This window comes from Sulfurimonas limnophila (genome assembly GCF_059705345.1).
Genome location: NZ_AP046127.1, coordinates 699,195 through 725,845, shown reverse-complemented (window position 1 = coordinate 725,845; position 26,651 = coordinate 699,195). Strand labels below are relative to the sequence as shown.

Genomic DNA, 26,651 nt, shown 5'->3' with positions numbered 1-26,651 from the left:
AAACTAAAAGGCTTTATCATGCAAAAGAGTTTTAAAGCACTCAACATAAAATGTGGTGGATGTGCAAATACTATAAAAGAGTCACTAAAGAGTGAATTTGGTGAAGTTGATGTTGATTTATCACAAGAACCTAGAGTTGTTACCCTAGAGATAAAAGATGAAGAATCTGAGCTAAACTTTCGTAAAAAGATGAAATCTCTTGGCTATCCTATGGAGGATGAGGAGATTGGGACTTTTACAAAAGGCGGACTAAAGGCTAAAAGCTTTGTCTCTTGTGCAATTGGAAAAATTAATCAAAAATAGCTTAAAGCTTAGAAAGCTATAAATTTGGCTTTATTATATATTCGTATGTTGAAAAGAGTATCTCTATTGCTATTAGCCATATAATTATCCACTCCAAAAATTCGCTTGATTTTTGATTTACTCTATCTGTTATAAATGTTACCGACTCTTTTAAAAATAGCATTTTATACTCTACAACATCAAATCTTGACTTCAGTTCGAGCTGAAGCGCCAGTTGATTATATAGTGATTCAAGCTCAAAATCATCCCAAATAATATCTGGTTTATCTAGCAAAAAAAGTTGATTTAAGATTTCAAATCTCTCTTTTGCTATACTGCTTGCAAAATTCATAAGATTTTTTCTATCTTTTGCTTTTATATTTTCTATCGTATCATATAACTTTTTACTCTCTTGCATCTTTTTTTCTAAAGATTTTTCTCTTTTTTCAAGCCCGACACTTCTGGATAGTACTAGAGAAATAATAGATGCAACAGATTTATTAAATTTTTCATATCTAATAGTGTGTGTATCAATAAGCGGATTTTGATATTTTTCATCTATTATCATCGGATAATCTTGATTTATAAGTGATATTTGGTAGTTCTCTGCTTCTTTAATATTTAATCTAGATAAAAAAGACTTTATCTCATCATGACTAAAGTTACAAAAAGTTATAACACCAAATGAGGTAGTAAATATATACTTATCATCAGAAATTTCACCAACGAGAGATTTTTCAATTGTTGTAAGAAGAAGCTCTGGAAACTCCTTTTCTAGGTCGGCTTTAGTTATAACTATTGGTATTTCTACAGACACAAACAAGACTCTTGATTTCATTTTTGCACCTTAAATTAATATTGTTTTTTTATTATTATACATCTATTTCACTTCTATATTATTCATAGTTTATTTTATGTAAAGCCCAAGTTTTACGTTTTTTTAACAACAAAAAAGCTATAATCCACAGAATTTTATTGAAACATAAATAACTTTTATACATCAAAAGGACTATCATGAAAATTCGTAAACGCGCCCTGACATTTGAAGATGTTTTACTTGTACCAAAATACTCAGAGGTACTGCCAAAAGAGGTCTCGCTTGAGAGCAAATTAACAAAAAATATTTCACTTAAAATCCCTATGGTTTCAGCTGCGATGGATACAGTAACAGAATATCGTGCTGCTATTGCCATGGCTAGACTTGGCGGGATTGGGATAATTCATAAAAATATGGATATAGAGACTCAGTGCAAACAAGTTAAAAAAGTTAAAAAATCTGAAAGTGGCATCATAATAGACCCGATATATGTTCATCCAGATGCAACTTTAGCAGATGCTGATGCACTAATGAACGAATTTAAAATTTCAGGTGTTCCAGTTATTGATGCGCACAATAAACTACTAGGAATTCTTACAAACCGTGATATGAGATTTCAAAAAGATATGACAAAAAGAGCTGATGAAGTAATGACAAAAATGCCTCTCATTACTGCTAACAAAGGAATTTCACTTGATGATGCTGCTGATATAATGCATAAAAACAAGATAGAAAAACTCCCTATAATTGACAATGACGGCTTTTTAAAAGGTCTTGTAACAATTAAAGATATTAAAAAGCGTATTGAATATCCAAACTCAAATAAAGACGCTTTTGGCAGACTTGTTGTTGGAGCTGCTATTGGTGTTGGTCAAATGGATCGTGCAAAAGCTCTAGTTGATGCTGGAGTTGACGTTTTAGTTCTTGACTCTGCTCATGGGCATTCTAAGGGTATTTTAGACACTGTAAAAGAGATTAAAAAAACTTTGTCTGTGGATATAATCGCTGGAAATATAGCAACAGCAGAAGCTGTGCTTGCTCTTATAGAAGCTGGGGCTGATGGTGTTAAAGTTGGAATTGGACCAGGGTCAATATGTACAACTCGTATAGTTGCAGGTGTTGGTGTTCCACAAATTTCTGCTATATCTGAGTGTGCTAATGAGGCTCGTAAACATGGTGTTCCAGTTATTGCGGATGGTGGTATCAAATACTCTGGAGATATTGCAAAAGCTCTAGCAGTAGGTGCTAGTTGTATCATGGCTGGGTCACTTCTAGCAGGTACAGAAGAGTCTCCAGGTGAGACTATAATGTTTCAAGGACGTCAATATAAATCATACCGTGGTATGGGAAGTATCGGGGCTATGCAAAAAGGCTCAAATGATAGATATTTTCAAGAGGGAACAGCAGCAGACAAACTAGTACCCGAGGGCATAGAGGGGCGCGTTCCATTTCGTGGAAGTATCGCTGGAATCGTTCATCAGATGATGGGCGGTCTTCGCTCTTCTATGGGTTATTGCGGAAGCAAAGATATACCTACATTTTGGGAACAAGCAGAGTTTGTAGAGATTACAAGTGCTGGGCTTAAAGAGAGCCATGTTCACGATGTTATCATAACGCAAGAAGCTCCAAATTACCACATATAACAGTGATATGAATGAAGTAAAATATGCTGGGTTTTGGATCCGCTTTTTTGCTTCATTTTTAGATACTCTCTTTCTCGCTCTCCCAGTTGCAATCATTATCTATTTTTTAAGTGATGGCAACTGGTTTGACTTTTCACAATTTCAACAAAACATCTCTTATGCAATGAGCGGAAATGCTCAAATGGCACTCTCAAATCAACCGCAAAAATCTCTTAAATGGGAATTAATTTTTGAGATTTCTACTCTACTTATAACTGCAATTTTTTGGAAAAAATCAAAAGGAGCGACTCCTGGAAAAAAGATTTTAAACATTAAAATAGTTGACGCTAAAACATTCAAAGAGATAGACAATAGACAAGCTTTTACTCGTTCTATCGGCTATTTTGCTTCTATCATCACTCTTTTAATTGGATTTTTCATGATTGGATTTAGAGAGGATAAAAGAGGGCTTCATGATCTTCTGGCTGGAACGGTAGTTATTTATAAGATTAATTGACTTTTATTATAAATTATAGTAAAATTTATAAAAATTATAACTTTAGATAATGAAAGGCTTTAAATGGAAAATTCGCTCGAAGCAAATAGGCTAAAATTTTTTCCGATTATGATGTATGCTATTGTTATGGGACTAAGTGGTCTTACTATAACATATCAAAAAGCTGCTCTATGGCTTGGTTTCCCCGCTATACTAGGTGAAATTTTGATGTATGCTACTACTTTAGTTTTCTTTATAGTATCTTTTATATACGTCAGAAAAACTCTTACATATAAAATGGCTGTTGTAAATGAGTTTTCTCATCCAATAAGAATAAACTTCTTTGCAGCAATATCGATTTCCATGTTAATGCTTGCAATAATATATAGAGAAGAATTCCCTCTCATCAGCGCCCTATTTTGGTATCCTGGAACTATTTTTCACTTCTACTTAACTATGTACACAATATCTTTTTGGATAAATAAAAATCAACAATTAGACCACTCAAACCCTGCTTGGTTTATCCCGATAGTTGGAAATGTTTTAGTTCCTGTTGGCGGTATGGGATTTGTTGATATTGATATTTTGATATATTTTTTCAGCGTTGGAATTTTCTTTTGGATAATTTTATTTTCTGTAATACTCAATAGAATTATTTTTCATAATCAGATGGCTGTAAAGTTTATGCCAACACTCTTTATACTCATAGCTCCTCCTGCTGTTGGATTTATAGCCTACTTTAAGATGTTTGGAGTTGTTGACACTTTTGCTCTTTTTCTCTTTAATCTTGCTCTATTTTTTACGCTTTTAATTCTATTTATGTACAAAAATTTTATAAAGATAAAGTTCTTCATCTCATGGTGGGCTTTTGTATTTCCAATTGCGGCAATGGCCATAAGTGCTATGTTGATGTATCACATAAAAGGTACTCTGTTTTTTGAGATTTTATCTTATGTGATGGTTGCAGCCACGACTATAATTATCTTAATTGTTGCATACCAAACGATAGTGCATATTGGTAAAAAAGAGATTTGTATTCAAGAGTAAAAATTTTAAAAGGAAAAATGATGAAAAAAACAGTGTTTATGGATAAGTATCCGATTTGTAGTATAGAGTTTTTAAAGAGTGAGATGCGTCTCTCAAGCACAAAAGAGGTAGTAGAGTACTTTAAAGAGAAGATTTCAAACCACCCAGTGGCTGAGTTTATCGCTCTATTTGATCATTTTGCTCATACAAAAAAATTGGGTGGCCCTATTATGGATGGTCTGCTTGATGCACAAAATGTAGTTTTTTGTTTTGGTCAAGCGATTCCTGCTACAAAAATTTTGGCAGTTCGTCCAAGAAGTATCGGTATTTGTGAATTTGAAGACAAAATCGTAATCGACTTTATGGAGCCTCCAAAAGAGGAGCTAAACAAGGTTATGGAAGAGTGGACAAAAGGGCTTAAGCTTTAAAATAGAGAGCTTTTAAAACTAAGATTAAACCATTTTAGATAAAATACTTTTAAATATTTAAACCAAGGTAACTAAGATGGATTTGCAAACAAGAGCTCTGCATGAAGGATACACAAAAGATTCACAAGGAACGATGGTTGTTCCGATTTATCAGACAACTGCGTATGAGTTTGCTAGTGTTGAACATGCAGCAGATCTCTTCTCTCTAAAACAGCTTGGAAATATCTACACACGCCTAAATAACCCAACTACTGATGTTTTTGAAAAAAGATTTGCTTCACTTGAAGGTGGAGCAGCTTCACTTGCGACATCTAGTGGTATGAGTGCTACATTTTTTGCTATCGCAAATGCAGCACAAGCTGGAGAAAACATTGTTTGTGCAAAACAGCTTTATGGCGGTAGTTTGACTCTAAACACACACACTCTAAAGAGATTTGGCATAGAAGCTAGATACTTTGATGTTCATGACATGTCAGCTCTTGAATCTCTAATTGATGATAAAACAAGAGTTATCTTTTTTGAATCTTTAACAAACCCTAGCATTGATGTAGCCGACATAGAAGCAATCACTAAAATAGCGGATAAATATGGCATCTTAAGTGTTGTTGACAATACAGTTGCAACCCCAATTTTATGCCGTCCATTTGAGTATGGCGCAGACATTGTCGTTCATAGTGCAAGTAAATATACAACTGGTCAAGGTTTAGCAATCGGAGGGATTTTAGTTGAGAGAAATAATTTAGTTGAAAAACTTCGCTCAAACCCACGATATGAGCACTTTAACAATCCAGACCCATCATATCATGGTCTGGTATATGTTGATATAGGACTTCCTCCTTTTACACTAAGAGCAAGACTCTCACTATCGAGAGATTTAGGCGCTGTTTTATCGCCGTTTAACTCATGGCTCTTTATCCAAGGGGTTGAGACGCTCTCTCTTCGTATGAGAGAACACTCTAAAAATGCTCTGGCTCTTGCAGAGTTTTTAGAGTCTCATCCAAAAGTAAAAAAAGTGAACTATCCAGGGCTAAAGAGTAACGCAAACTATAAAAATGCGCAAAAATATTTTGATAATGGAGAGTGTAGCGGTCTTCTTAGTTTTGAAGTTGCTTCACTTCAAGAGGCTACAAAAATAGTAGATGCAACAAAACTCTACTCACTTGTTGTAAATATCGGAGACTCTAAATCAATCATCACTCACCCTGCTTCTACAACGCATCAGCAGTTAAATGAGCAAGAACTAATTGCTTGTGGTGTTCCTTCTGGACTTATCCGTATTTCATGCGGATTAGAGAGCATCAAAGATTTAATTGACGACATGAAACAAGCACTAGAGGCATAAGCGTTGTCACTAAACCTAAAAACATATACTGAGCATTTTACAAACCCGCTTTACTTAGAGAGTGGGCGTATTTTAGAGCCTTATGACATCACTTATGAGACGTATGGAGAGCTAAATGATGATAAAAGCAATGTTGTTGTTATATGTCACGCGCTCACTGGTTCTCATCACTGTGCTGGTGTTTATGAGGGAGATAAAAAAGCTGGTTGGTGGGACAACTTAATTGGTTCTGGCAAAGCGGTTGACACTGATAAATACTTCGTAATATGCACAAACGTAATAGGTAGCTGTTTTGGCTCAACTGGCCCTATGAGCCCTGCGCATCCGCATCACAATCCATACCGCTACAAATTTCCTGTTGTAACTATAAAAGATATGGTAAAAGCACAAAGAATACTTTTCGACAAGCTTGGTATTCATAATGTTCATGCCATTATTGGTGGCTCTATGGGAGGGATGCAAGCGCTTCTTTTTGCTATCCACTATCCAAATTTTGCATCTAAGATTATTACCATGGCGACAACCCACGCAACACAGCCTTGGGCGATTGCTTTTAACAAAGTAGCGCAAGAGTCTATACTAAAAGATGCAGATTTTAAAGGCGGATATTACGATAGTCAAACCATAAAAGAAAAAGGCCTATCTGGAATGGCTGTTGGGCGAATGGCTGGACATATAAGTTTTTTATCGTATGAGTCTATGAAAAACAAATTTGGCAGAGAGTACAAAAGTACAGATGGACTTTATGAACTTTTTGGAAAGTTTCAAGTTGAGCTTTTCTTGGAGTACAACGGATATAACTTTACAAAATGGTTTGACCCGCTATCTTACTTATACATTACAAAAGCGATAAATATCTATGACATCTCAAGAGGATTTGATTCACTACAAGAAGCTCTAAAGAAGATAACATGTGAGCTTCATCTAATTAGTTTTAGCAATGACCAACTCTTTAAAAATTTTGAGATGAGAGAGATAAGTGATGCACTCTTTGAGATAAAAAACAGTAATCACAGCTATTTAGATATAGAGAGTGACTATGGACATGACGCCTTTTTGGTTGAAGTAGATAAGTTTGAAAAAAATATCAAAGATATTTTAGAAGCAAAAAATGAGAGTATAACTTGAAACTTTTTACCCTGCTCTTTTTATCAATCTCTTTGATATATGGGGCTTATATTGATGAGTTTGCATCAAACGCAGGGTATCTAAGAGATTATAACGCTTCTATTGAACTTGCAAAAAAAGAGCATAAGCTAGTGATGCTTGTTGTGGTAGCTGACTTTTGTCCTTGGTGTAAAAAACTTGAGAGAAAAACACTTCTGCATGAAGATGTAGCCAAAAAAGTAGAAGAAAATTGTGTTGGCGTTGTTTTTGACAAAAATTGGGATGATGGCAATTTTCCAAAAAAATTCTCGAGTGCTACGATACCATCTATCTATTTTATAAATCCAGAGAATCAAAAAGAGATTTATCAACTATCTTCATATATAAACCATAAAAAATTCTCAGATTTGATGGATGAAGCACTAAAAATCTTTAGAGAGAGTAAAAAATGATACGTAAAATTGCTCTTCTTCTTTTATTTTCAACAATGCTTTTCTCTTCTTCAAAATTTACTTTAGACGGTGTTAAAAATTTAAAAATCATGATAGTTGAGCGAACAAAGTTTATAGATAAAGAGGCTAAAGAAGAGCTAAAGAGTCTTATAGTAAAAAAGCTAAAAAAAGAGGATTTTACTTTTGGAGAAGTTGATTCTACGAGCTTTATCATAGAGATTAAAGCTATCGAGATTAAGGATTTGTATGTACTTGAAGTATCACTTTTTCTTGGTGAAGATGTAAAAACAAACAGAAAAGAGAAAACTGATACATTTGCCTATACTTACATGCAGAGCGTTTTGGTAGAGTCAGAATTTTTGCATGAAGACACTTTAAATGCAGTAGATTTTCTCGTGTGCCAGTTTTTAGAAGCATACAGAGATGACAAAGAATAATAAACTAAAAGGATAAAAAATGGCAAAAAGTAAATTAATTGATGAGTCTGAAAAATTTACTAAAGAAACCGTAGGTTTTACTAAAGAAGCCCAAGGCTTTGAATCAAAACTGGAGAGTGCAAAAAAAGTACTAGAGACACTTATGAATCCAGAAATCACACTTCAAGATAGTCTAAAGGCTTATGAGATGGGCATGAGTGAGCTCTCATCTGCTCAAAAGATACTAGAAGAAGCGCAGATAAAAATCAACCATATAAAGGCTACATAGTGAGAGCAGCAGTTCTTCAACTAAGCGCTCAGGGCATGAGCTCTACAAAGCTTTATAACTACATAAGAATTGCACACAAACAGGGTGTAAAAGTTTTACTCCTTGGCGAATATATACTAAATCCATTTTTTAAAGAGCTTCAAGAGTTGTCAGTTGCGATGATACAAGAACAAGCGCTTCATCAGATAAAAGTTTTAAAAGAGCTAGCTAAGAGCTATAATATGAGCATTATTGCGCCTATCGTTATAGTGAAAAAGGGTGAAGTTTTTAAAACTGTTGCAAAATTTTCCCCCTCTTCTACTGCTTATTATGAACAGCAAATTCTTATAAATTATGCACACTGGAATGAAGAGAAATTTTTTGCAAATGAGATAAAAGAGATTCAATCTCCTCTTGTCTTTAAAGTTGATGGTTTTAAATTTGCCATCATGAGCGGATTTGAGCTCCACTTTGATGAGATGTTCTCTCATATCTCTTCTAAAGGAGTTGACTGCATTTTACTTCCTAGTGTATCTACATTTGACTCTTATGAGAGATGGAAAGCGCTGATTTTGTCACGCGCTTTTACTCATAACTGCTATATTTTAAGAGCAAACAGAATTGGCGAATATGTAGATAAAAACCATAGTTGGAGTTTTTATGGAGATTCACTTCTTGCTTCACCTAACGGAGAACTTCTTGAGCACTTGGGCAACAAAGAGGAGCTTATGATAGTAGATATGAGCCACGCAGATGTCATTAGAGCTAGAAAAGCTTGGGGTTTTAGAGATGCACAAAACAAGAGAAGCCAATCATGATGGACTATTTTCACAGACAAGTACAACTTTGGGGAGAGCAAACACAACTCTCACTGCAAAATAAAAAGATAGCGATAATTGGAGCTGGAGGGCTTGGAAGCTCACTCTGCTATGCCTTGGGTGCTAGTGGAATTGGAGAGATACACATCATAGATTTTGATGAAGTTTCCACGCATAACATTCATCGTCAAATCGCTTTTAAGATTGGCGATGAGGGGAGTAACAAAGCAGAAATAAATGCTCAAATTTTAGAGCAAAGATGCCCTTACGTAAGAGCTATTGCACATAAGTGTACGTTTGAAGAGTGGTGTAAAAAAGAGATAGCAGTTGATTTGCTCATTGATGCAACTGACAACCTTGAAACTCGTGCTCAGATAGATGACTATGCAAAAGAGAAGCGTACTTCTTGGATTTATGGAAGCGTAGAGGCATTTCATGGGCAAGTATGTTTTTTTGAAGAGTCATCTTTTAGAGACGCTTTTAAGATAACTTCTAAAACACCCGATGGTATAGCCGCTCCTATTGTTATGCATATCGCTTCACTTCAGGCAAATTTGGCACTTAGATATTTAGCAGGGCTTAGTGTAAAAAAAGATAAGCTATACTATCTCTTTTTCAACAGTGACGGAGAGTTGGTCACTCAAAAATTTTCTCTATCAAGGAGTAGTCTATGAAATTTCTATCGCTAATTTTTCTTCTTTTTATAAATATTTTTGCTGCACAGAGTGTAGATATAACGCAAAAACCAAAGGCTGATTTAGAGGCTATTGAGCATCATGCTATAAGGTTTGGATCAGGCGAGATGAGCAAAGTCTATGTTTTTGTGGACCCATTATGCCAATACTCAAAAGCTCTTATGAAAAAGATTGATGAAAATAAAATGCTTCAGCTTACAAACAGTTACTATATCTTTATGTATAGACTTCCGCGCCTTGATTCAGAGAAGAGTATGCAATATATCTTAGAAGCTAAAGATAGAAAAGAAGCCCTTGTGGAGGTTATGATTGATGAGGAGATTATAGATGTGAGCGACTTGGTAGCCAAGCCTCAAACGCTCAAAGCGCTAAAGGAGATTGCAGAAGTTGCATCTACTTTAGAGATGACACAGCGTCCATATATGATCTCTTTTGACAAAGATTCAAAATTTTGCAGAGTCTCTGAGGGAAGTGCCTCTTGTTTAGATGAATTTGAGTAATCATTTACTTCCCGCTAGTAGATTTTAGATATAATTTCGCCCACAATAAAGGGCATAAACGATGAATTTTGAACCATATCCATTTGAAAAACTAACCACTTTGCTTCAAGGTATTACTCCAAATTGTGAGTATGAAGCCTCAATCCTAACGATAGGCGAACCGCAGTTTGAAACACCTCATTTCATACAAAAAGCTCTTTGCAATAGCGCCTCAGAGCTTAGAAGATACCCTAAGACAATAGGCGAAGATGAACTAAGAGCTGCTCAAAGAGAGTTTGTTGAAAAAAGATTTAATGTTAAACTAACAGACAAAGAGATAATTCCAACTTTTGGAACAAGAGAAGTTCTCTTTAACTTTCCTCAATTTTTTCTCTTTGACAAAAAAGAGCCTACTATCGCTTTTACAAACCCTTTTTATCAGATATACGAGGGAGCTGCTATCGCCTCTAGAGCAAAGAGTATTCATCTCAACTTGACGCAAGAAAATGGCTTCAAGCCTGAAATAGATGAAGAGAAACTCTCCTCTTGTGATTTAGTTATTTTAAACTCTCCAAACAATCCAACAAGCTCAACACTAACTCTTGAAGAGCTTTCAAAGTGGGTTAAACTAGCTCTAAAATATGACTTTGTGCTCTTAAATGATGAGTGTTACAGTGAGATATATACAAAAAATCCCGTTCCTTCACTGCTTGAAGCCTCAATTCATGCTGGAAATGAGAGTTTTAAAAATATTTTAGTTATCAATTCTATCTCAAAACGCTCATCCGCTCCAGGACTTCGTTCTGGATTTATCGCTGGAGATGAGACTATACTAAAAGAGTATATAAATTATAGAACATACATAGGATGTGCCTCCCCTCTTCCTCTGCAAAGCGCGGCAGCAGCGGCTTGGAGAGATGAAGAACATGTAGAGATTGCAAGAGAGATTTACAAAAAAAACTTTGAAGCAGCACACGAAATTTTGGGTGCAGAGATTCCAGAGGCTACTTTTTATTTATGGTTAAGAGTTCCAAATGCATTGGAATTTACAAAAAAACTCTATCAAGAGTACAATGTAAAAGTTCTGCCAGGCGAATACTTAGGCAGAGATGATGAAAATGGTTTTAATCCTGGAAGAGATTTTATAAGAATCGCGCTTGTAGAAGATACACAAAAAATCAAAAGTGCCCTAGAAAGATTAAAGGAGTGTTTATCATGAGCAGTATTGAAATATTAAAAGAAGAGGTGCTAAAAGCGCAAAGAGATGGCGATATAGCTTCACTTTATGTGCTTGAGCAACGTGCACATGAGACATTTGATGAAGATACACTTGGTGCTTTTTATGCAAATATTTTAGATTTAGCGCTAGAGAGATTAACAGATACTTTAGAGTCTCATAGAGCAATGGATATGGATGAAGTTCAAGATTTTGCCACACTTAGAGCGCTTTATGAGTATGCCATTGAGAACTACAGTGCTGGTAAAATCTCTGATGCAAGTGCGCTTTTTGAAGTTTTAAGCGGACTTAGCAACTCAAAAGAGTTTTCAAATGCACTCAAAATTCACCACCTTGCTTCTGCAGAAGATATCTCGCTTGATGATTTTATTGATAATATTGCTGATTTAGATGCAACTACGGAGGCTGGAACTTTTTACATAAGCTCTTTTAGTGCTAATGAGGTACAAAAATTGCTAGAAAACTCCCAAATAGATGGGGAGTAACTCTATGAAAATTCATTTTATCGGTATTGGCGGAATTGGCATATCTGGCTTGGCGCAATATATGAGATACAAAGGGCATGAAATTAGCGGTTCTGATATATCTGAGACTGTTATTACTAAGAAACTTCGCTCTCTTGGCATAAAAGTTACAGTTCCACACGATGCTTCTGCTATAAGCAATCAAGATTTGGTTATTCACTCTGCAATCATACGTCCTGATAACCCAGAAATCATAGAAGCAAAAGCAAAAGGGATAGAGGTTCTTGCCAGACGTGAAGCACTACTTCGTATTTTAGACACCTCTAAAGTTTACTCTATCGCTGGTGCTCATGGAAAAAGTACAACTACTGCGATACTAAGCGCTATTATGGATGGTTCAGCGATTATAGGTGCTGAATCAAAGGCTTTTGGCTCAAATGTAAGATATGACGCTAGTAGTGACGTTATGATTTTTGAAGCAGATGAGAGTGATGGAAGTTTTATAAACTCAAATCCTCACTGCGCTATTGTTGTAAATGCTGAGCCAGAACATATGGAGTACTACGACTACAACTTCGAACTCTTTTATGACTCATATAAAACTTTTATAAAATCTGCACCATGTCGTATTTTAAATGCAGAAGACCCATTTTTAAGTAAATTAATTGATGAAGTTGAAGCAAACTGGCTCTATCCAAGCAAAGAGATTACAGAACTAAAATTTGTACTCATTGATGATGAACCACATACTAGATTTACTCTAAGAGATTTGGGAAGTTTTGATGTTTGGGGATTTGGAAAGCATATAGCGCTTGACGCATCTTTGGCGATTTTGGCAGCAAATGAGTCTATGGATATTGAGTTGATACGAGAGAAGATATTGACTTTTAAAGGTATTAAAAAGCGTTTTGATATTGTTGGAGCGCAGAGTGATAGAGTGATTATAGATGATTATGGTCACCATCCAACAGAGATAAAGGCGACTTTTGAATCTCTCAAAGAGTATGCCCTTCTTAAAGGTTTCGACAAAATTACCGCTATCTGGCAACCACATAAATACTCTCGCACTATTGATAACTTAGAAGAGTTTATAAACTGTTTTGAAGGTGCGGCAGAGCTTATAATACTTCCCGTATGGTCAGCTGGAGAGGCGATGAGAGAGATTGATTTTAAAGAGAAGTTTAAACGATACAACTTAACGATGGCAGATAACATCTCAAGAGCAAATAACACTATTACTATCATTAAAGATAAAACAGAGCTTAAAACTCTTGACAAAGGCCTAATAATCGGCTTTGGCGCTGGAGATTTAACTTATCAGATAAGAGGAACTGCTTAATGTCTTATTTAATTGGACTAGTTGTTGTAGGACTATTTTTTTTAGCACTTCACTACTTTACAGACCTATCTCATAAGCAAAAAATAGTAGTAACTGTTGTAGCTCTATCCATCGTTTTATCTGCTGTTATTTTTAATAGCTACGCAGACAAACAAAGAGAGAGAATGATGAGCGTAGTTATAAAATTTAATCAAAACAGCACTGTAAATTGTGATGGAGTGGATGTAAATAGCACAAACTACACACTAAGTATCGGTACTTATACTTTTATAGGCAAAGAAAAAACTCCATTTTATGGTCAGATGATTAGTGCATCTAAATGCGAATAGATGCTCCAACAAAGATTGATATACTCATCAATCAACTCGATTTAAACGAGCATATAACCTCTTTTAAAAGTTTCTTCTCTCGTGATGACTCTCTCTTTATGGATGGCGACCAAGAGCTTCACTATCGCTATATAAAAGCTCTTGACGCCATAGAGTTTAAAGCTCCTCCAAAAGTAGCCGACTTTACAAATATAAAGCTTCATCTTCAAAAACGAGGCGTACTTACTTTTGAGCAGATATTTGAGATAGTAAAAGTTGTCCGATATTTTCGTTACTTTAAAAACAAAAATCTACAAGGCATCATTGGCGAGTGGATGGATAAATTTCTCATTGAGCAAAAATTCCTTGATGTTGAAAAATATTTTACACATGATGGCAAATTTGAAGAGAACCTTGATGAGACTCTTTTTGCTCTTGGCTCAAGAATCAAAGAGCAAAAAGCAAATATAAACAGTTCGCTAAAGCGACTCACATCAAGTTCAAAAATTACGCCATACCTTATAGACAGCCAACTACATCTCATAAATGATGAAGAAGCTCTTTTAGTTCGTGGCGGGTTTAACCATGTCCTCAAAGGTGCCATAGTAGGCAGAAGCAGCAGTGGAGGCTTCTATGTCTCTCCCGATAGCATACTTAAGGCAAAAGAGCAGATTCGCTACATCACCCAAGAGAGAGAGGCGATTTTTTATACTTATGCAAAAGAGTTTTCATCAAAACTCTCAGACCTTTTACCTTTTATAAATTTTGTAGATAAAGAGTTTACTAAATTTGACAACTATCAAGCTAGAGTTTTATTTGCAAAGAGCAAAAATTTCTCACTTATAAAGTCAACAAAAGATTCAAAAATAGTATTGGATAGCTTTATCCACCCTGCTCTTCATCACGCAAAACCTGTAAATGTAGACTTCTGTAAAAATATCTTGATGATAACTGGTGTAAATGCTGGTGGAAAAACTATGCTCTTGAAGTCAATTTTAAGTGCGGCTTTTATGGCAAAGTATATTATCCCTATGAAGCTAAATGAACATAAATCATATATTGGAAATTTTAAAAACATACTCTCTATTATCGACGACCCTCAAAATGTCAAAAACGACATCTCCACTTTTGCAGGGCGGATGCAGGAGTTTTCAAAAATATTTGAGTACAAAGATGCGCTTGTCGGAGTTGACGAGATAGAACTTGGAACCGATAGTGATGAGGCTGCGGCACTGTTTAAAGTTATACTTGATGAGTTGATTTCAAGAGAGCAGAAAATAGTCGTCACAACACACCATAAGCGACTTGCCGCTCTTATGGCTGACCGTGATGACGTTGAACTTATGGCGGCGATTTACGATGAAAAAAACAGAGTTCCGACTTATGAGTTTATGCATGGCATCATCGGAAAAAGTTACGCGTTTGAGACTGCAAGTAGATATGGCATATCAAATAAAATCGTTAGTGAAGCAAAAGCCGTTTATGGCGATAACAGCGAGAAGCTCAATATTCTTATAGAGAGAGGCTCACAACTAGAGCGTGAGCTAAAACAAAAACATAAAGTAGTTGATGAAAAACTAGAAAATATAAACAAAAAAGAGCTGGAGTTAAAAGAGATAAAAGAGGCTCTCTTTAAAGAGCTAGATAGAGAAAAAAGCTCCCTTAAAGAGAGCTATGAAAGTGCCATAAATGAGGCAAAAGCAGCTGCTCGAGCTGGAGATACACAAGCTATTCATAGAGCTATGAACAAGGCTAAAGAGAGACTTCCACAAGAAAAAAAAGAGCAACCAATCGTGCAAGTTGCTGAATTTAATATCGGTGATAACGTAAAATACCATAGCAAAAAAGGTGTGATTGTGGCTATGAAAGATAAAAAAGAGGCTATTGTAGAAGTTGATGGAATGAGAGTAAGAGTACAAACATCACAACTAAAACATACTCAAATCATAAAGCAAAAATCACGAACTGACGTAAATCTACAAGTTCAAAAAGGAGCAGGATTAAAATGCGACCTTCATGGCATGAGAGCCGAAGAAGCCAATGAAGTTTTAGACAAATTTATCTCAGATGCACTCATAAACGGTTGGGATGAAGTCATAGTCTATCACGGCATAGGCACGGGAAAACTCTCGTACGCAGTCAAAGAGTTTTTAAAAGCACATCCAAGAGTAAAAAAGTTTGAAGACGCACCACAACACATGGGCGGTTTTGGGGCGAAGATAGTGAGTTTATAAAACTCCCTCAAGGGGAGTTTACAGGAGAGAGAAAAGAGAGTTAAAATTTGTAGTTTACACCGACAAACCAGTTTGAAATAGGGTCAATTTCAACTTTTACATCAACACCGCTCACTGTTACTGTATCTTCCATATTTGACTTCATATAGCGATAGCCTACCTCGGCAGAAAAATTTTCATTGATAGCATAGTTCACACCAATTTGTGCACCAAAAACAGCTCCTGAGATATCTAATTCTGGTAAATCATCAACTTCTGCAGAACCATATCCAACAAAACCACCAACAAACGGCTTGAGGTCACTGTTTCCAATAAGATAATCATACCCTAGACCAACATGATAAGAAGTTCCTCCATCAACATTGACATTTTGATAAGAAATTAAAGCACGGCTATTTTTATCAAAATAATGCCCTAATTTTAATGTAAATGAACCGCCATCATCACTCTCTTCTGCACTAACTCCAGCGGCAGAAGCTTTCATATCAAACTTAGTGTTTCCAACATCAACACCTATATAGTTCCCACTATCCGCAGCCATCAACCCACTTGCCAATAAAACAGCCAATGCTATTTTTTTCATAATTCCATCCTAAAAGTAATCTAACTAACCATAGTTAGTTGATGCAACATTCTATTATCAATAAACTTACACAAATATTAACTATAGGTAGTTTTTTTGCAAGATATAACATCAGAAAACATAGATGAGCTTCATCGAAAAATTGGTACTAATGTTATGAGAGTTAGAAAAGAAAAAGGGCTAACTCAGCTAGATTTAGCCCTATCTATTGGCTTAAAATCTGTCGGTCTTATCTCTGTTGCTGAAATCTACCACAACAAAAAGCACTTCAACATCGAACACCTCTATAAAATAGCCACCGCTTTGGATGTAGAAATTACCGACTTTTTTAAAGATATCCACACAAAATAGCTCTTTTATTGTGCTAAAATCCTCTTATGAATAAAACAAAAAAAACAGCAATCATCGGCGGTGGGGCTAGTGGGTTAATCTGTGCCATATTTTGCGCAAGACAAGGTGTGCAGGTCGATTTGTATGAGCAGAACTCAAAGTGTGCAAAAAAGATTTTAGTCTCTGGAAATGGGCGTTGTAACATTACAAACACAAATCTTACATATAACGACTACTTCTCACAAAATCCTTTATTTGTGGAGTTTGCGCTTAAAGAGTTTGGCTTTTTGGAGTTTGAGAAATTTTGCCACAGCATTGGGCTTTTTCTTGAGGCGAAAGAGGATGGACGAGTTTATCCACTAAGCAATGAAGCAAAAAGCGTTGCCTCTTTGCTAATAAACTATGCCAAAAATCTAGGTGTAAATTTTCATACCGATACAAAAATAACAGATATAAAAAAACTTCTAAATGAGTATGACGCAGTTGTTGTAGCAACAGGTTCAAAAGCGGCTTCTCACCTTGGTGGAAACAGTGACGGCTTGGAGTTTGCAAAAGAGTTTGGGCACAATATTGTCCCAACCTATCCCTCTCTTGTTCAGCTTCATCTTGACTCTAAAATCGTAAAAAAGATGAGCGGAGCCAAAGTTGATGGAGAGGTAACACTCCTTATAAACAACAAAAAAGAGCTTACCTCTAAAGGCGACATCCTTTTTGCTGATTATGGCGTATCTGGTTTTGCGGTTTTGGATATATCACAAAGTGCAAGTGTGGCTTTGATGGACTCTTCTCATGTAAGCATCTCGATAAATCTGCTTCCCTCTTTTAATGCACAAAAGCTCTCATCTCACATAAGCTCTCTTGCTCTTAATATGCCTCAATTTACTATTTTGGATATTTTAGCGGGGCTTGTTCCCTTAAAAATTGCTCAAGCTCTTTTGGAGGATTTAGATATTTTATCTTCTATCTCTGCCGATAAAATCAATGTAAAACTAGCCAAAAAAATAGCAAACCAACTCTTAAACTGGCGCCTTGAAGTAACCGACACACATGGTTTTCGCCACGCTGAAGTTAGCGGTGGCGGAGTAGACACAATAGAGATAAATCCAAAAACTTTTGAGTCACTAAAGAAAAAAAATCTCTACTTCTGCGGAGAGGTATTGGATATTGTGGGTAAAAGAGGCGGATACAACTTCGCCTTTGCTTGGGCAAGTGGACACCTTGCTGCAAAGGCTATAAGCAGAAGCTAAATCTTATTTTCAATAGTTGCAATATGACCGTTGTCGTCATGATGGATTGTTATTAGTTGAGAGTCGATTGACTCTCTTAGTTTTGCACTATCTACTTGAAAATACTTAGCGTACTCATCAAACTTATAAATAATATGCTCACTAGGGGCAACGTGACGATTTAGCCACGATAAAATAAACAAGATACTAGGCGTTGCAACAAGCATAATTATGGCATGTTCAACCGTAACTGCTGATATTTCATCAAAAATTACATGTGATATCTCATCTACATCAGCATCTAAAGTCATAATATTATAAAAGACTATTATCAGAGGTTTCCATAAATATATCCATCCAGCCCATAGCAAAACTGTCACTACGTCCCAACCTATTTTTTTTGAAAATGGCATTTCATGACGTTTGTTTATGATGAGTGTTCGCTTTTTCATGATTTACCCTTTTTGCTCTTAGCTACTTGTTGATGAACTCCCCTGTCTGGACTAACCCATCTAGCACGAGTTTTTTTACCAAATATAACCTTTGGAAGTGCCGTTACCGCAGTAAAGAGATTTAGAAACCAAAATGCAAATGGATACCAAATCATCCAAAAATAATTTTTTCCCAAACCATCATCGTAATGACCATCAAGCCACTTACTTACTCCAAACTGTACTAAACATGCGCCAATCAAGATAACACTTCCCTGATCGGGTAAAATTGGCGATTCACTTGGCGTTAAAAAGCCTGTTGGAAAAAGCAAACCAGCAATCCAGACCAAAATAACCAAAACCATAGTATATGCCCAAACCATACTAAGAAGCAACTCTATCATAAGCCCCCAAAGATGCGTCTGTTTATGTAAAAATAGAACTTTAAAGTTTTTAAACATAACCTGCGCACCACCCATAGCCCAACGTAAGCGCTGTTTCCATAGCCCTTTGATAGTCTCTGGCATCAAAATCCATACTAAAGATTTAGGCTCAAAACGGACATCCCAACCGTTTCTCTGCAACTTCCATGTTATGTCTATATCTTCAGTCAGCATATCAGGGCTCCAGTAGCCAACCTCGTGAACAGCTGATTTTCTAAACCCAGTAATTACGCCAGAAACCGTAAATAGACGCCCAAAACTACGCTGTGCACGTTTTATCATACCAACGATGGATGAAAATTCGCCTACTTGTATCTTGCCGAGCAGACTTGTGCGGTTTCTTATCCTTGGGTTGCCTGTTACTGCTGCAACTTGAGGATAGCGTACAAAGTGCTTAGCCATCCAATAAACACAGTAAGGGTCGATGAGAGCATCTCCATCTATACAGACCAAATACTCATATTTTGCAACTAGAGAACCAGCTTGAAGAGCTAACGCTTTGCCTTGATTTTGGGCTAAATTTACAACTTTTAGTCTTGGATTCTCTTTTGCCAAAGCAACCAATATCTCCAAAGTATCATCTTTGCTTCCATCATTTATAGCTATTACTTCAAACTCTGGATATATCACATCTAGCGCGTAAGTAATCGTCTCAATAGCGTTTTCTCCTTCATTGTAACAAGGAATTAGTATAGAGACACCAACCCAGCTCTCATTTTCTCTCAGTTCTGGAATCGTATCATTTACATAACGCTTCTCATTTTTAAAATAAAAAAATATCGCCCCTATCATCCATAAAGTTGACATAAAAAGCGGATAGTAAAATACATAACCAAGCATTGCATGCCAGATATAGTGCCACCAGATAAAAAATGTTGCCATTGGCTACTCCTAGTTGTTTGGTGTATCTAAGCTTGGTGTTATGTTATGTATTCGCAAATCTTTTTTTGCAAAATCTTCTCTTATAACATCAACATCAGGAACATTTTTATACAAGTTATCAGGATAGTAAGCTATATGATGAACGCCTAAACTATAAAGATGCTCTATAGTTTGACTAAGCTCATCTGCTGGAATTGCTTCACTATCTTTTCTCCAGTTAACACTCTGAAGCTCCATAACTGTACGCTCTAGCCCACACTCATCCTCTTTTATATGTTCTACTATTTTGTCATAAAACTCTGTATGATTCTCAGCCTGTTCCATGTACGGCATAGCCATAATCGCTGTGTAGTCATACTTTTTTATGGACTCTTTAAGTGACTGAGCATACCACTCCTGCGCATTTTCATGTAGAGCTACTTGTGCATATAAGTTACGCGCAGTTTTAATCCCAGGTTGCTCATCTCTTAGTATTTGAGCGAGTTCCATCGCAAAATCATCCAAATATTCAGTTTTTAGTTTAGTCCACTTTGCAAACTGCTCTTGATTTGCTCTAATCTCATTAACACTTTGAGCTAATCCCCATTTTTTGTACTGCGCTCTTGCTGCTTTGCTATCATCTTCATAGTCAGAGAGAGTTACATCATCGTGAAAAAGTATGCCATCTATAAAGGTTGATTTTGCCAAATCTTCATAAATCTCTTTTATAACTTTTTGTGCTCTTGTAGAAAATGGTGACAACCTTGGATAGCCCATATTTAGGTGTGTTGGATCTACTTGAAGAGTAACTACTGTATCTTTTGCGGCAGGATTTTTGGCTGGGAGTTCCCACGCTATCATAGGCATCCAAGCATAGATTCTACTTACGTGAGTACGAGTTCTTATCTGCCAAGAGACTCTGTTAAAGAAATCTGCGCGCATCGGTATATTTCTGTTTGGAAAATATACATAATCAGCAGCACCATTAGCATCAGGATCAGCAAATGCTTGAAGATAGACTGTATTTATGCCTAAGTTATTTATACGATCTAGCAAGTCACCTAAATTTTTCTCTTGCTGTTGTGGGTCTGGATCATAGATATAGTCCAAATCTATATGCGCTGCTTTTGTAGCTCTTGCATCATCTGTAAAATTTGCATCTCGTATCGCCATTGCCAACTTTAAATCAGGAAGTGTCATTTTTCCCTCGACTAGTATACGTCTCAAAGCACTCAACGGTGTATTTTTTGTATTGCTTCCATCATCAAGAGTCAGTCCGATAAACATCCCTAACTTTTGGGCCATTTTACTAGCCTTTTTATTGTAGTAACCATACGGCCAGACGATTATACGAGGTCTTTGTTCTGTATATTTCTTTAAAAATGTAGCACTTTGCAGCATATCATCATGTATGCGTTTTGTATAGCTTGTCTCATTTTCATACATCTGCTTATCTTCTAGCCACTCTCTTGCTTTTACTGCTGGAAGTTTGTTGCCTTGCGGATTTCCAAGAACTCCTTTGTGCAGAGCGTATGTATGACTTGCAATCTCTACTAAACCGCTAGATATCATCTCTTTTATCTCTTCTTGACTTAGAAATTTACTTCTATCTATCATATGTCCATCAAAATCAACTCTATCTTTTGATTTTTGCCAACTGCCAACAACTGCTATAACGGTAGGAATTTTGTATTTTTTTATAATTGGAAAGGCATTGATATAGACAGATTGGTATCCATCATCAAATGTAAGCAAAACTGATTTATCAGGGAGCGGCTTTGATTTTTTTCTATAAGATAATATATCATCTACACTAACAAAGTGATACCCACTATCCATCAGAAAACGCACTTGCTCCTCAAAATTCTCTGGAGTAACTGTATAAGTTGAGTTTAGTGTTTCGCCTTTTTGGGCTATTTCGTGATAACTAAGTATCGTAAACTCATTTACATTTTTATCTCTGCTACAAAGAGTTGGAAGCTCATTTGCCACAACAAAATTCTCTGCAACTAACATTAACACAAAGATTAATTTTAACATTGGTTTTAACATACGGTATCTATCTCCAGCGCTGTTTATACAGCTATTTTTAAGTTCGATATTGTATCCCAATTTCAGATATGGGCATATCTAAAGTGGAGTAATAAAAACTCCATCTTCTAAAAACGAGTTGATATTTTCAACACTAATAGCAACTATTCGCTCTAATGCTTCTTGCGTATTGTAAGCGTTATGTGGAGATAAAATTACGTTTGATGAGCGCAGAGTTGAAAATACTAACATTGCTTTTTGAAGCTCAAGTGCTGAGAGCGTGTCATTTTTAAGGTACTTCTCCTCTATCCAAATATCTTCTGACTCAAAAGTATCAAGACCAACACCGCCTTGGAGATTTTTTAGAGTTAGCTGCTCAACGATAGCTTCTATCTCTACGACATTGCCACGAGCCGTATTTATGAGCATTGCAGAGCTTTTTAAGAGAGAAATATTGCTCTTGTTTATAAGATGAAATGTTGATGGATTTGCTGGAACATGAAGTGTCACGATGTCGCTTTTTGATAAAAGTGTCTCAAGTGAAACATACTTAACGTGAGGCAGTTTTACTATATCTGCATCTTCGTGGTGCGCATGACACAAAACTTCCATGCCAAAACCTCTTGCAATGGAGACTACATGCGAACCTATCTTACCAGTGCCAATTACGCCTATCGTTTTGCCAAAAAGGTCAAACCCTTTTAATCCATCACGATTAAACTCCCCTCTACTGAGCCTCTCTATCATAGGTTTTACTCTACGAGCAAGAGCTAAGATAAGAGTAAATGTATATTCAGCAACGGTGTTTTGTCCATAACTTGGAACATTTGCAACCTCTATGTTACGCCCCCTGCACGCCTCTATATCTATATGGTCACTTCCAGTTGAGCGAGTGATGATAGCTTTGAGTAGCGGGAGCTGAAGCAGAACTTTCTCATCTACGCATGAGTGTATAAACGTACAAAGCAGTGTTGCATCAGAAAATAGTTCTGCATTTTTTGCATTTATACTCTGCTCAAAAAAACGGATTTGATTATGATACTTTTCATCAATCAAACTTAAAATACTCTCTTGCTCTTTTTGAGACACCTCAGCAAAAACTATCATAACTTACCCCTTAAAATTTAGATTTTTTTCTATAAACCACACGAGATGCTTATATCCCCATCCCATTTAGTTGGTTTGCTACATACTTTGCGTGGTTGTCCGTCATGCCTACTATGTAGTCAACTACTCTTTGGTACATATTGTACAAGCTTTGCTCTTTTTTTGGTCTATCTTCTCCCATAAGCTCTAGTGCTCTTTTGTATCTAAAAGAGAGTTTACTCTCATCCTCTTTTTTATAAAAATCATAAGTTGCATGTATAAGATTATCAAGTAGCGTCTCTATGATGTTGTAAGCTCCAAGCTCTAACTCTATCTTTCTTTTTTCATTAAATATCTTTGCACTTGCTAGTTTTTTAGCCGCTTTTATCGCTCTTTTATACTCTATGTTTGTAAAACAATCTATCAAATCTTTTGGCTGTTCATCGCTCATGATTGCATCAAAGTTATTCTCAAACACTTCCATCGTATGAACAGCTAGATTGTGGATAGAGATAGCAACTAGTCTTGATACTTTTTTTATATCTGAATACTCATCATCTGCGTAAACAGCCGCCACCTCTTCTTCACCACATATAAGTGTAAATATCTCTTTAGTATCTTTTAGTGTTATGATTTTAAGCTCAACTGCATCTTGCAAATCAAGTAACCCATAGCAAATATCATCAGAGGCTTCCATAAGATATGAGAGAGGATGTCGTTTGTAAGAGCCGTCAAGCTTTACAAGCCCTAACTCTAAAAACAGAAGCTTAAAAAAGTCCGCTTCACTTTGAAAAAAGTTAAATTTTGATTTGCCAAGATGCTCACACCTAGCTGATGAGTGAGGATACTTTACCAAAGCCCCAAGCGTTGCAAAAGTGAGTCTCATTCCTCCACTAAAGAGGTTGTTTTCTATCTGGCTTACAACTCTAAAGCTCTGTGCATTTCCATCTATATGTACGAAATCCTCAAGTTCATCAGAGGAAAGTTCTTTTAAAAAAGGCTCATCTCTATTTTTCTGGAACCACTCTTTTATAACCTCTTCCCCAGCGTGTCCAAAAGGAGGATTGCCTATGTCATGCGCTAAACATGCAGTTTGAATTATATACGCAACGTCATAAGGATTTATCTCTATCTCTGGATACCTGTTTTTTAAAAACTCCCCTGCTCTAAGCCCAAGACTACGCCCTACACTTGCCACTTCTAAGCTGTGCGTGAGTCTATTATGAACATGGTCATTTTTTGAGAGCGGATGGACTTGTGTCTTTTTTGAGAGTCTTCTAAAAGAGTTTGAAAATATAACTCTGTCGTAATCTTTATGAAAACTACTTCGATAATACTTCTCCTCCTCCCCTTTAAACTCGCCATTTGTGTAGTATCTTTTATTTGAGAGTAGCTTTTTAAACATTTTTATTTCCAGATGTAAAAATTTTATATTGTTATATCACAAATTCTGCAATATCGTACATTAACAAAACCAAAATCTCAACTTTTTTTTGATAGACTGCTATCTTAACAAAACAAAACAAAAGGATTACCCGATGCCAACATCTCTTATCATCATCATAGTTATAGCTCTTGTACTTATTTTAATGTACAACTCGCTTGTTGCTAAGAAAAACCAAGTTGAAAACATCTTTGCAAGTGTAGATACAAACCTCAAAAAGCGCTACGACCTCATCCCAAATCTTGTTGCGTCTGTTAGTAAATATATGGAGCATGAAAAATCACTTTTAACTGAAGTTACAAGACTTCGCGCAGAGGCTACAAAGCCAGATATCAGTGATGCACACAAGATAGCACTAGATGCAAAGATAACCTCAGCTCTTGGCTCTATCATGGTTGCAGTTGAGGCGTATCCAGAGCTAAAAGCAAATGAAAACGTAATGCACCTTCAACATACTCTTCATGAGCTAGAAGAGCAAATCTCAGCATCAAGACGCTCTTACAATCAGGCTGTTACAGACTACAACAACGCTATTGAGATGGTGCCTACAAACTTTATGGCTTCACTTATGAGTTATAGAAGAAAGCAAGTCTTTGAGATAGCAGAGGGTGAGCGCCAAAACGTAAATGTTAAAGAGCTTTTTAACTAGGTTACGCGTTGAAAAAGATAAGTGAGCTTACTGATTTTTACTATAAATCTCTTTTTCCTACACTAGAAAAACTAGAAAAAGATAGAAAAAACCTTAGCCATAGAATAGTTATGGCTGGGATAATTTTAACTTTTATAGCTCTTATTGTCGCCTATATTTTAGGCTCTTTCTTTGAGTTTATAGTTGTTGGATACATAGTTCTTGGTGGCATTATTTATAGATTTTTAGTTCATGACTATACACATGAGTTTAAACATAGCGTTATAAAGCCACTTATCCATGCGATAGACAACTCTCTTGATTATTCACCATCTTTACATGTATCAGAGCATCTCTTTGAGCACTCAAATCTGTTTTCAAAGCCCGATAGAGTAAGAGGAAACGACTACGTTAAAGGCATGATAGATGGCATACGTATAGAGTTCTCAGATATGCATGCTGAGAAAAAAACTCAAAACTCAAAAGGCAAAGACAACTGGGTTACACTCTTTAGAGGGCTTTATATAGTTGCAGAGTTTAACAAAAACTTCTCATCTCAAACAGTTGTTTTACCAGATAGTGCACAGAGTACCTTTGGAAATCTCATAGGGCACTGGCTTCAGTCAAACAATGGTGCTAGAGATGAGTTAGTCAAGATGGACAACCCAAAATTTGAAGAGGAGTTTGTTGTCTACTCAGGCGACCAGATAGAAGCTAGGTACATTCTATCTCACTCTCTCATGGAAAAACTGCTCTCCTTTAGAAACAAATCAGCTCACCCAATACATGTCTCATTTAAAGCAAACCATATCTATATGGCGATTAGCTACAACAAAGACCTCTTTGAACCATCTATCTTTCGCTCACTCCTAGAGTACAAAGTTGCTATGGAGTACGTAAAGACACTTCACCTTGCAGTCGGGATAGTTGAAGAGTTAAAGCTAAACCAAAAACTATGGAGCAAAAGATGAGCGAAAAAGAGATAGCTCTTCAAAGTATAAAAGATTTTTTAACACCAAAAATGCTCAAATACTCCATACTCCCTTTTATAGTAAGCTTGGTAGTTTTATACATAGTTTTTTTTGTACTAGCTGGAGTTGGAGTTGAGCAGTTAGGCACACTTAGCGTTGAGAGTTCTCAAACGACCATAGAGGGCGGAGTAGCTCATACTGAGGGTTTTAGCGCTTCTTTTGTTGGCTCATCTATTGGAAAGTTTTTGATGCACTATGCCATTACTTCATGGCTTGTTACATTTTTTATCTATACGGTTGGCACTTTTTTGGCTATCTACTTCTCTATCTTTTTGGCTGTCATCATTATAGGTTTTTTAACTCCTTTTGTACTAAAGGAGCTTCAAAGTAGGTCATACAGCGACGTCTCTATGATAGGACATTCAAACCTTCCCTACGCTCTATTTTTGGCACTAAAGTCAGTTCTCATTATGATTTTACTCTTTATTTTACTTATACCGTTTTACTTTATTCCGTTTCTAAACATCATCGCTCTAAATCTGCCAATGTACTACTTTTTTCATAAAATGCTTACATTTGACATCGCTTCAAGCATCTGCACAAAAGAGGAAGCTAGGGAGATAGCATACTTTAGGGCTAACAACCTAAGAACAAAAACAGCCCTGCTCTACCTTGTATCGCTTGTGCCCTTTGCGATATTTTTTACAGCGATATTTTTTGTCATCTATCTAGGGCACACATACTTTTTAGCAACAAGAGAGCTTAGAGAGAGGGCTTAGAGAAGGAG

General features: G+C 36.3%; 30 protein-coding genes. 23 read left to right on the top strand and 7 right to left on the bottom strand.

The features are described 5' to 3' along the window. The first annotated feature begins 18 nt into the window (after positions 1 to 18). On the top strand, positions 19 to 303 hold the full coding sequence (locus tag AC6H33_RS03845; protein WP_497605646.1) for a heavy-metal-associated domain-containing protein: 285 nt from the start codon (positions 19 to 21) through the stop codon (positions 301 to 303). A gap of 16 nt (positions 304 to 319) precedes the next feature. On the opposite strand, the gene AC6H33_RS03840 is transcribed toward AC6H33_RS03845, so the two are convergent. Further along, the gene (locus AC6H33_RS03840) at positions 320 to 1,120 is read right to left on the bottom strand and encodes an RMD1 family protein (protein WP_497605645.1); all 801 of its coding nucleotides are present in this window, start codon (positions 1,118 to 1,120) and stop codon (positions 320 to 322) included. Positions 1,121 to 1,296: 176 nt separating this feature from the next. Between AC6H33_RS03840 and guaB the strand changes: the two genes are divergently transcribed. The 17 genes from guaB (at position 1,297) to AC6H33_RS03755 (ending at position 15,830) form a co-directional block, all read left to right on the top strand. Then, a complete protein-coding gene (gene guaB, locus AC6H33_RS03835) occupies positions 1,297 to 2,742 on the top strand; it encodes an IMP dehydrogenase (RefSeq protein ID WP_497605644.1) in 1,446 nt (481 codons plus the stop codon). Positions 2,743 to 2,749: 7 nt separating this feature from the next. Next, positions 2,750 to 3,238 carry an RDD family protein gene (locus AC6H33_RS03830; RefSeq protein WP_497605643.1) on the top strand — a complete coding sequence of 163 codons (489 nt, stop codon included), beginning with the start codon at positions 2,750 to 2,752 and terminating at the stop codon, positions 3,236 to 3,238. Positions 3,239 to 3,301: 63 nt separating this feature from the next. Then, positions 3,302 to 4,264 (top strand): SLAC1 anion channel family protein, encoded by a 963-nt coding sequence (locus AC6H33_RS03825; protein WP_497605642.1) that lies wholly within the window; start codon positions 3,302 to 3,304, stop codon positions 4,262 to 4,264. A gap of 20 nt (positions 4,265 to 4,284) precedes the next feature. Continuing rightward, entirely contained in the window at positions 4,285 to 4,671 is a 387-nt protein-coding gene (locus AC6H33_RS03820) for a DUF6858 family protein (protein ID WP_497605641.1), read from the top strand. A 76-nt stretch (positions 4,672 to 4,747) separates the two neighbouring features. Next, complete coding sequence (locus AC6H33_RS03815) at positions 4,748 to 6,013, top strand: O-acetylhomoserine aminocarboxypropyltransferase/cysteine synthase family protein (RefSeq protein WP_497605640.1); 1,266 nt, start codon at positions 4,748 to 4,750, stop codon at positions 6,011 to 6,013. A gap of 3 nt (positions 6,014 to 6,016) precedes the next feature. Continuing rightward, positions 6,017 to 7,141, top strand: a complete 1,125-nt coding sequence (gene metX / locus AC6H33_RS03810) for a homoserine O-acetyltransferase MetX (RefSeq protein ID WP_497605639.1) — start codon at positions 6,017 to 6,019, stop codon at positions 7,139 to 7,141. Further along, on the top strand, positions 7,138 to 7,572 hold the full coding sequence (locus AC6H33_RS03805; RefSeq protein ID WP_497605638.1) for a thioredoxin fold domain-containing protein: 435 nt from the start codon (positions 7,138 to 7,140) through the stop codon (positions 7,570 to 7,572). The genes metX and AC6H33_RS03805 overlap by 4 nt, the downstream gene beginning before the upstream one ends. Further along, a complete protein-coding gene (locus AC6H33_RS03800; protein WP_497605637.1) occupies positions 7,569 to 8,009 on the top strand; it encodes a hypothetical protein in 441 nt (146 codons plus the stop codon). The genes AC6H33_RS03805 and AC6H33_RS03800 overlap by 4 nt, the downstream gene beginning before the upstream one ends. 19 nt (positions 8,010 to 8,028) lie before the next feature. Then, positions 8,029 to 8,277, top strand: coding sequence for an exodeoxyribonuclease VII small subunit (gene xseB / locus AC6H33_RS03795; RefSeq protein WP_497605636.1), 249 nt, complete (start codon positions 8,029 to 8,031; stop codon positions 8,275 to 8,277). Then, complete coding sequence (locus AC6H33_RS03790; protein WP_497605635.1) at positions 8,277 to 9,074, top strand: carbon-nitrogen hydrolase family protein; 798 nt, start codon at positions 8,277 to 8,279, stop codon at positions 9,072 to 9,074. Before xseB ends, AC6H33_RS03790 begins: the two co-directional genes overlap by 1 nt. Next, the gene (locus AC6H33_RS03785; protein ID WP_497605634.1) at positions 9,071 to 9,748 is read left to right on the top strand and encodes a HesA/MoeB/ThiF family protein; all 678 of its coding nucleotides are present in this window, start codon (positions 9,071 to 9,073) and stop codon (positions 9,746 to 9,748) included. Before AC6H33_RS03790 ends, AC6H33_RS03785 begins: the two co-directional genes overlap by 4 nt. Next, entirely contained in the window at positions 9,745 to 10,269 is a 525-nt protein-coding gene (locus AC6H33_RS03780) for a thioredoxin domain-containing protein (protein ID WP_497605633.1), read from the top strand. Before AC6H33_RS03785 ends, AC6H33_RS03780 begins: the two co-directional genes overlap by 4 nt. Positions 10,270 to 10,330: 61 nt before the next feature. Next, complete coding sequence (locus tag AC6H33_RS03775; protein ID WP_497605632.1) at positions 10,331 to 11,467, top strand: succinyldiaminopimelate transaminase; 1,137 nt, start codon at positions 10,331 to 10,333, stop codon at positions 11,465 to 11,467. After that, positions 11,464 to 11,970 (top strand): hypothetical protein, encoded by a 507-nt coding sequence (locus AC6H33_RS03770; RefSeq protein WP_497605631.1) that lies wholly within the window; start codon positions 11,464 to 11,466, stop codon positions 11,968 to 11,970. Before AC6H33_RS03775 ends, AC6H33_RS03770 begins: the two co-directional genes overlap by 4 nt. A gap of 4 nt (positions 11,971 to 11,974) precedes the next feature. Beyond that, positions 11,975 to 13,288, top strand: a complete 1,314-nt coding sequence (gene murC / locus AC6H33_RS03765; RefSeq protein ID WP_497605630.1) for a UDP-N-acetylmuramate--L-alanine ligase — start codon at positions 11,975 to 11,977, stop codon at positions 13,286 to 13,288. Beyond that, a complete protein-coding gene (locus AC6H33_RS03760) occupies positions 13,288 to 13,617 on the top strand; it encodes a hypothetical protein (RefSeq protein ID WP_497605629.1) in 330 nt (109 codons plus the stop codon). Before murC ends, AC6H33_RS03760 begins: the two co-directional genes overlap by 1 nt. After that, positions 13,608 to 15,830, top strand: coding sequence for an endonuclease MutS2 (locus AC6H33_RS03755; RefSeq protein ID WP_497605628.1), 2,223 nt, complete (start codon positions 13,608 to 13,610; stop codon positions 15,828 to 15,830). The genes AC6H33_RS03760 and AC6H33_RS03755 overlap by 10 nt, the downstream gene beginning before the upstream one ends. A 40-nt stretch (positions 15,831 to 15,870) precedes the next feature. Here the strand turns inward: AC6H33_RS03755 and AC6H33_RS03750 are convergent, their stop codons facing one another. After that, entirely contained in the window at positions 15,871 to 16,413 is a 543-nt protein-coding gene (locus AC6H33_RS03750; protein WP_497605627.1) for an outer membrane beta-barrel protein, read from the bottom strand. Positions 16,414 to 16,509: 96 nt separating this feature from the next. On the opposite strand from AC6H33_RS03750, the gene AC6H33_RS03745 reads away from it, so the two are divergent. Then, the gene (locus AC6H33_RS03745; RefSeq protein ID WP_497605626.1) at positions 16,510 to 16,764 is read left to right on the top strand and encodes a helix-turn-helix domain-containing protein; all 255 of its coding nucleotides are present in this window, start codon (positions 16,510 to 16,512) and stop codon (positions 16,762 to 16,764) included. A 26-nt stretch (positions 16,765 to 16,790) separates the two neighbouring features. Continuing rightward, the gene (locus AC6H33_RS03740; protein WP_497605625.1) at positions 16,791 to 17,990 is read left to right on the top strand and encodes a BaiN/RdsA family NAD(P)/FAD-dependent oxidoreductase; all 1,200 of its coding nucleotides are present in this window, start codon (positions 16,791 to 16,793) and stop codon (positions 17,988 to 17,990) included. Here the strand turns inward: AC6H33_RS03740 and pgaD are convergent. From pgaD to AC6H33_RS03715, 5 genes are read right to left on the bottom strand one after another with little or no spacing between them, the layout of a single operon-like run. After that, positions 17,987 to 18,421 carry a poly-beta-1,6-N-acetyl-D-glucosamine biosynthesis protein PgaD gene (pgaD, locus tag AC6H33_RS03735; RefSeq protein ID WP_497605624.1) on the bottom strand — a complete coding sequence of 145 codons (435 nt, stop codon included), beginning with the start codon at positions 18,419 to 18,421 and terminating at the stop codon, positions 17,987 to 17,989. The genes AC6H33_RS03740 and pgaD overlap by 4 nt on opposite strands. After that, entirely contained in the window at positions 18,418 to 19,725 is a 1,308-nt protein-coding gene (gene pgaC, locus AC6H33_RS03730; RefSeq protein WP_497605623.1) for a poly-beta-1,6-N-acetyl-D-glucosamine synthase, read from the bottom strand. The genes pgaD and pgaC overlap by 4 nt, the downstream gene beginning before the upstream one ends. Positions 19,726 to 19,734: 9 nt before the next feature. Continuing rightward, positions 19,735 to 21,816, bottom strand: coding sequence for a poly-beta-1,6-N-acetyl-D-glucosamine N-deacetylase PgaB (gene pgaB / locus AC6H33_RS03725; RefSeq protein WP_497605622.1), 2,082 nt, complete (start codon positions 21,814 to 21,816; stop codon positions 19,735 to 19,737). Between the two features lie 18 nt (positions 21,817 to 21,834). Beyond that, on the bottom strand, positions 21,835 to 22,842 hold the full coding sequence (locus AC6H33_RS03720; RefSeq protein ID WP_497605621.1) for an NAD(P)-dependent oxidoreductase: 1,008 nt from the start codon (positions 22,840 to 22,842) through the stop codon (positions 21,835 to 21,837). Between the two features lie 49 nt (positions 22,843 to 22,891). Next, on the bottom strand, positions 22,892 to 24,226 hold the full coding sequence (locus tag AC6H33_RS03715; protein ID WP_497605620.1) for a deoxyguanosinetriphosphate triphosphohydrolase: 1,335 nt from the start codon (positions 24,224 to 24,226) through the stop codon (positions 22,892 to 22,894). A 133-nt stretch (positions 24,227 to 24,359) separates the two neighbouring features. Between AC6H33_RS03715 and AC6H33_RS03710 the strand changes: the two genes are divergently transcribed. The 3 genes from AC6H33_RS03710 to AC6H33_RS03700 are packed head-to-tail and all read left to right on the top strand — an operon-like array spanning position 24,360 to position 26,643. After that, positions 24,360 to 24,914, top strand: a complete 555-nt coding sequence (locus AC6H33_RS03710) for a LemA family protein (RefSeq protein WP_497605619.1) — start codon at positions 24,360 to 24,362, stop codon at positions 24,912 to 24,914. An 8-nt stretch (positions 24,915 to 24,922) separates the two neighbouring features. After that, entirely contained in the window at positions 24,923 to 25,864 is a 942-nt protein-coding gene (locus AC6H33_RS03705) for a DUF3137 domain-containing protein (RefSeq protein WP_497605618.1), read from the top strand. Beyond that, positions 25,861 to 26,643 (top strand): EI24 domain-containing protein, encoded by a 783-nt coding sequence (locus tag AC6H33_RS03700; protein WP_497605617.1) that lies wholly within the window; start codon positions 25,861 to 25,863, stop codon positions 26,641 to 26,643. Before AC6H33_RS03705 ends, AC6H33_RS03700 begins: the two co-directional genes overlap by 4 nt. Positions 26,644 to 26,651 lie beyond the last annotated feature (8 nt).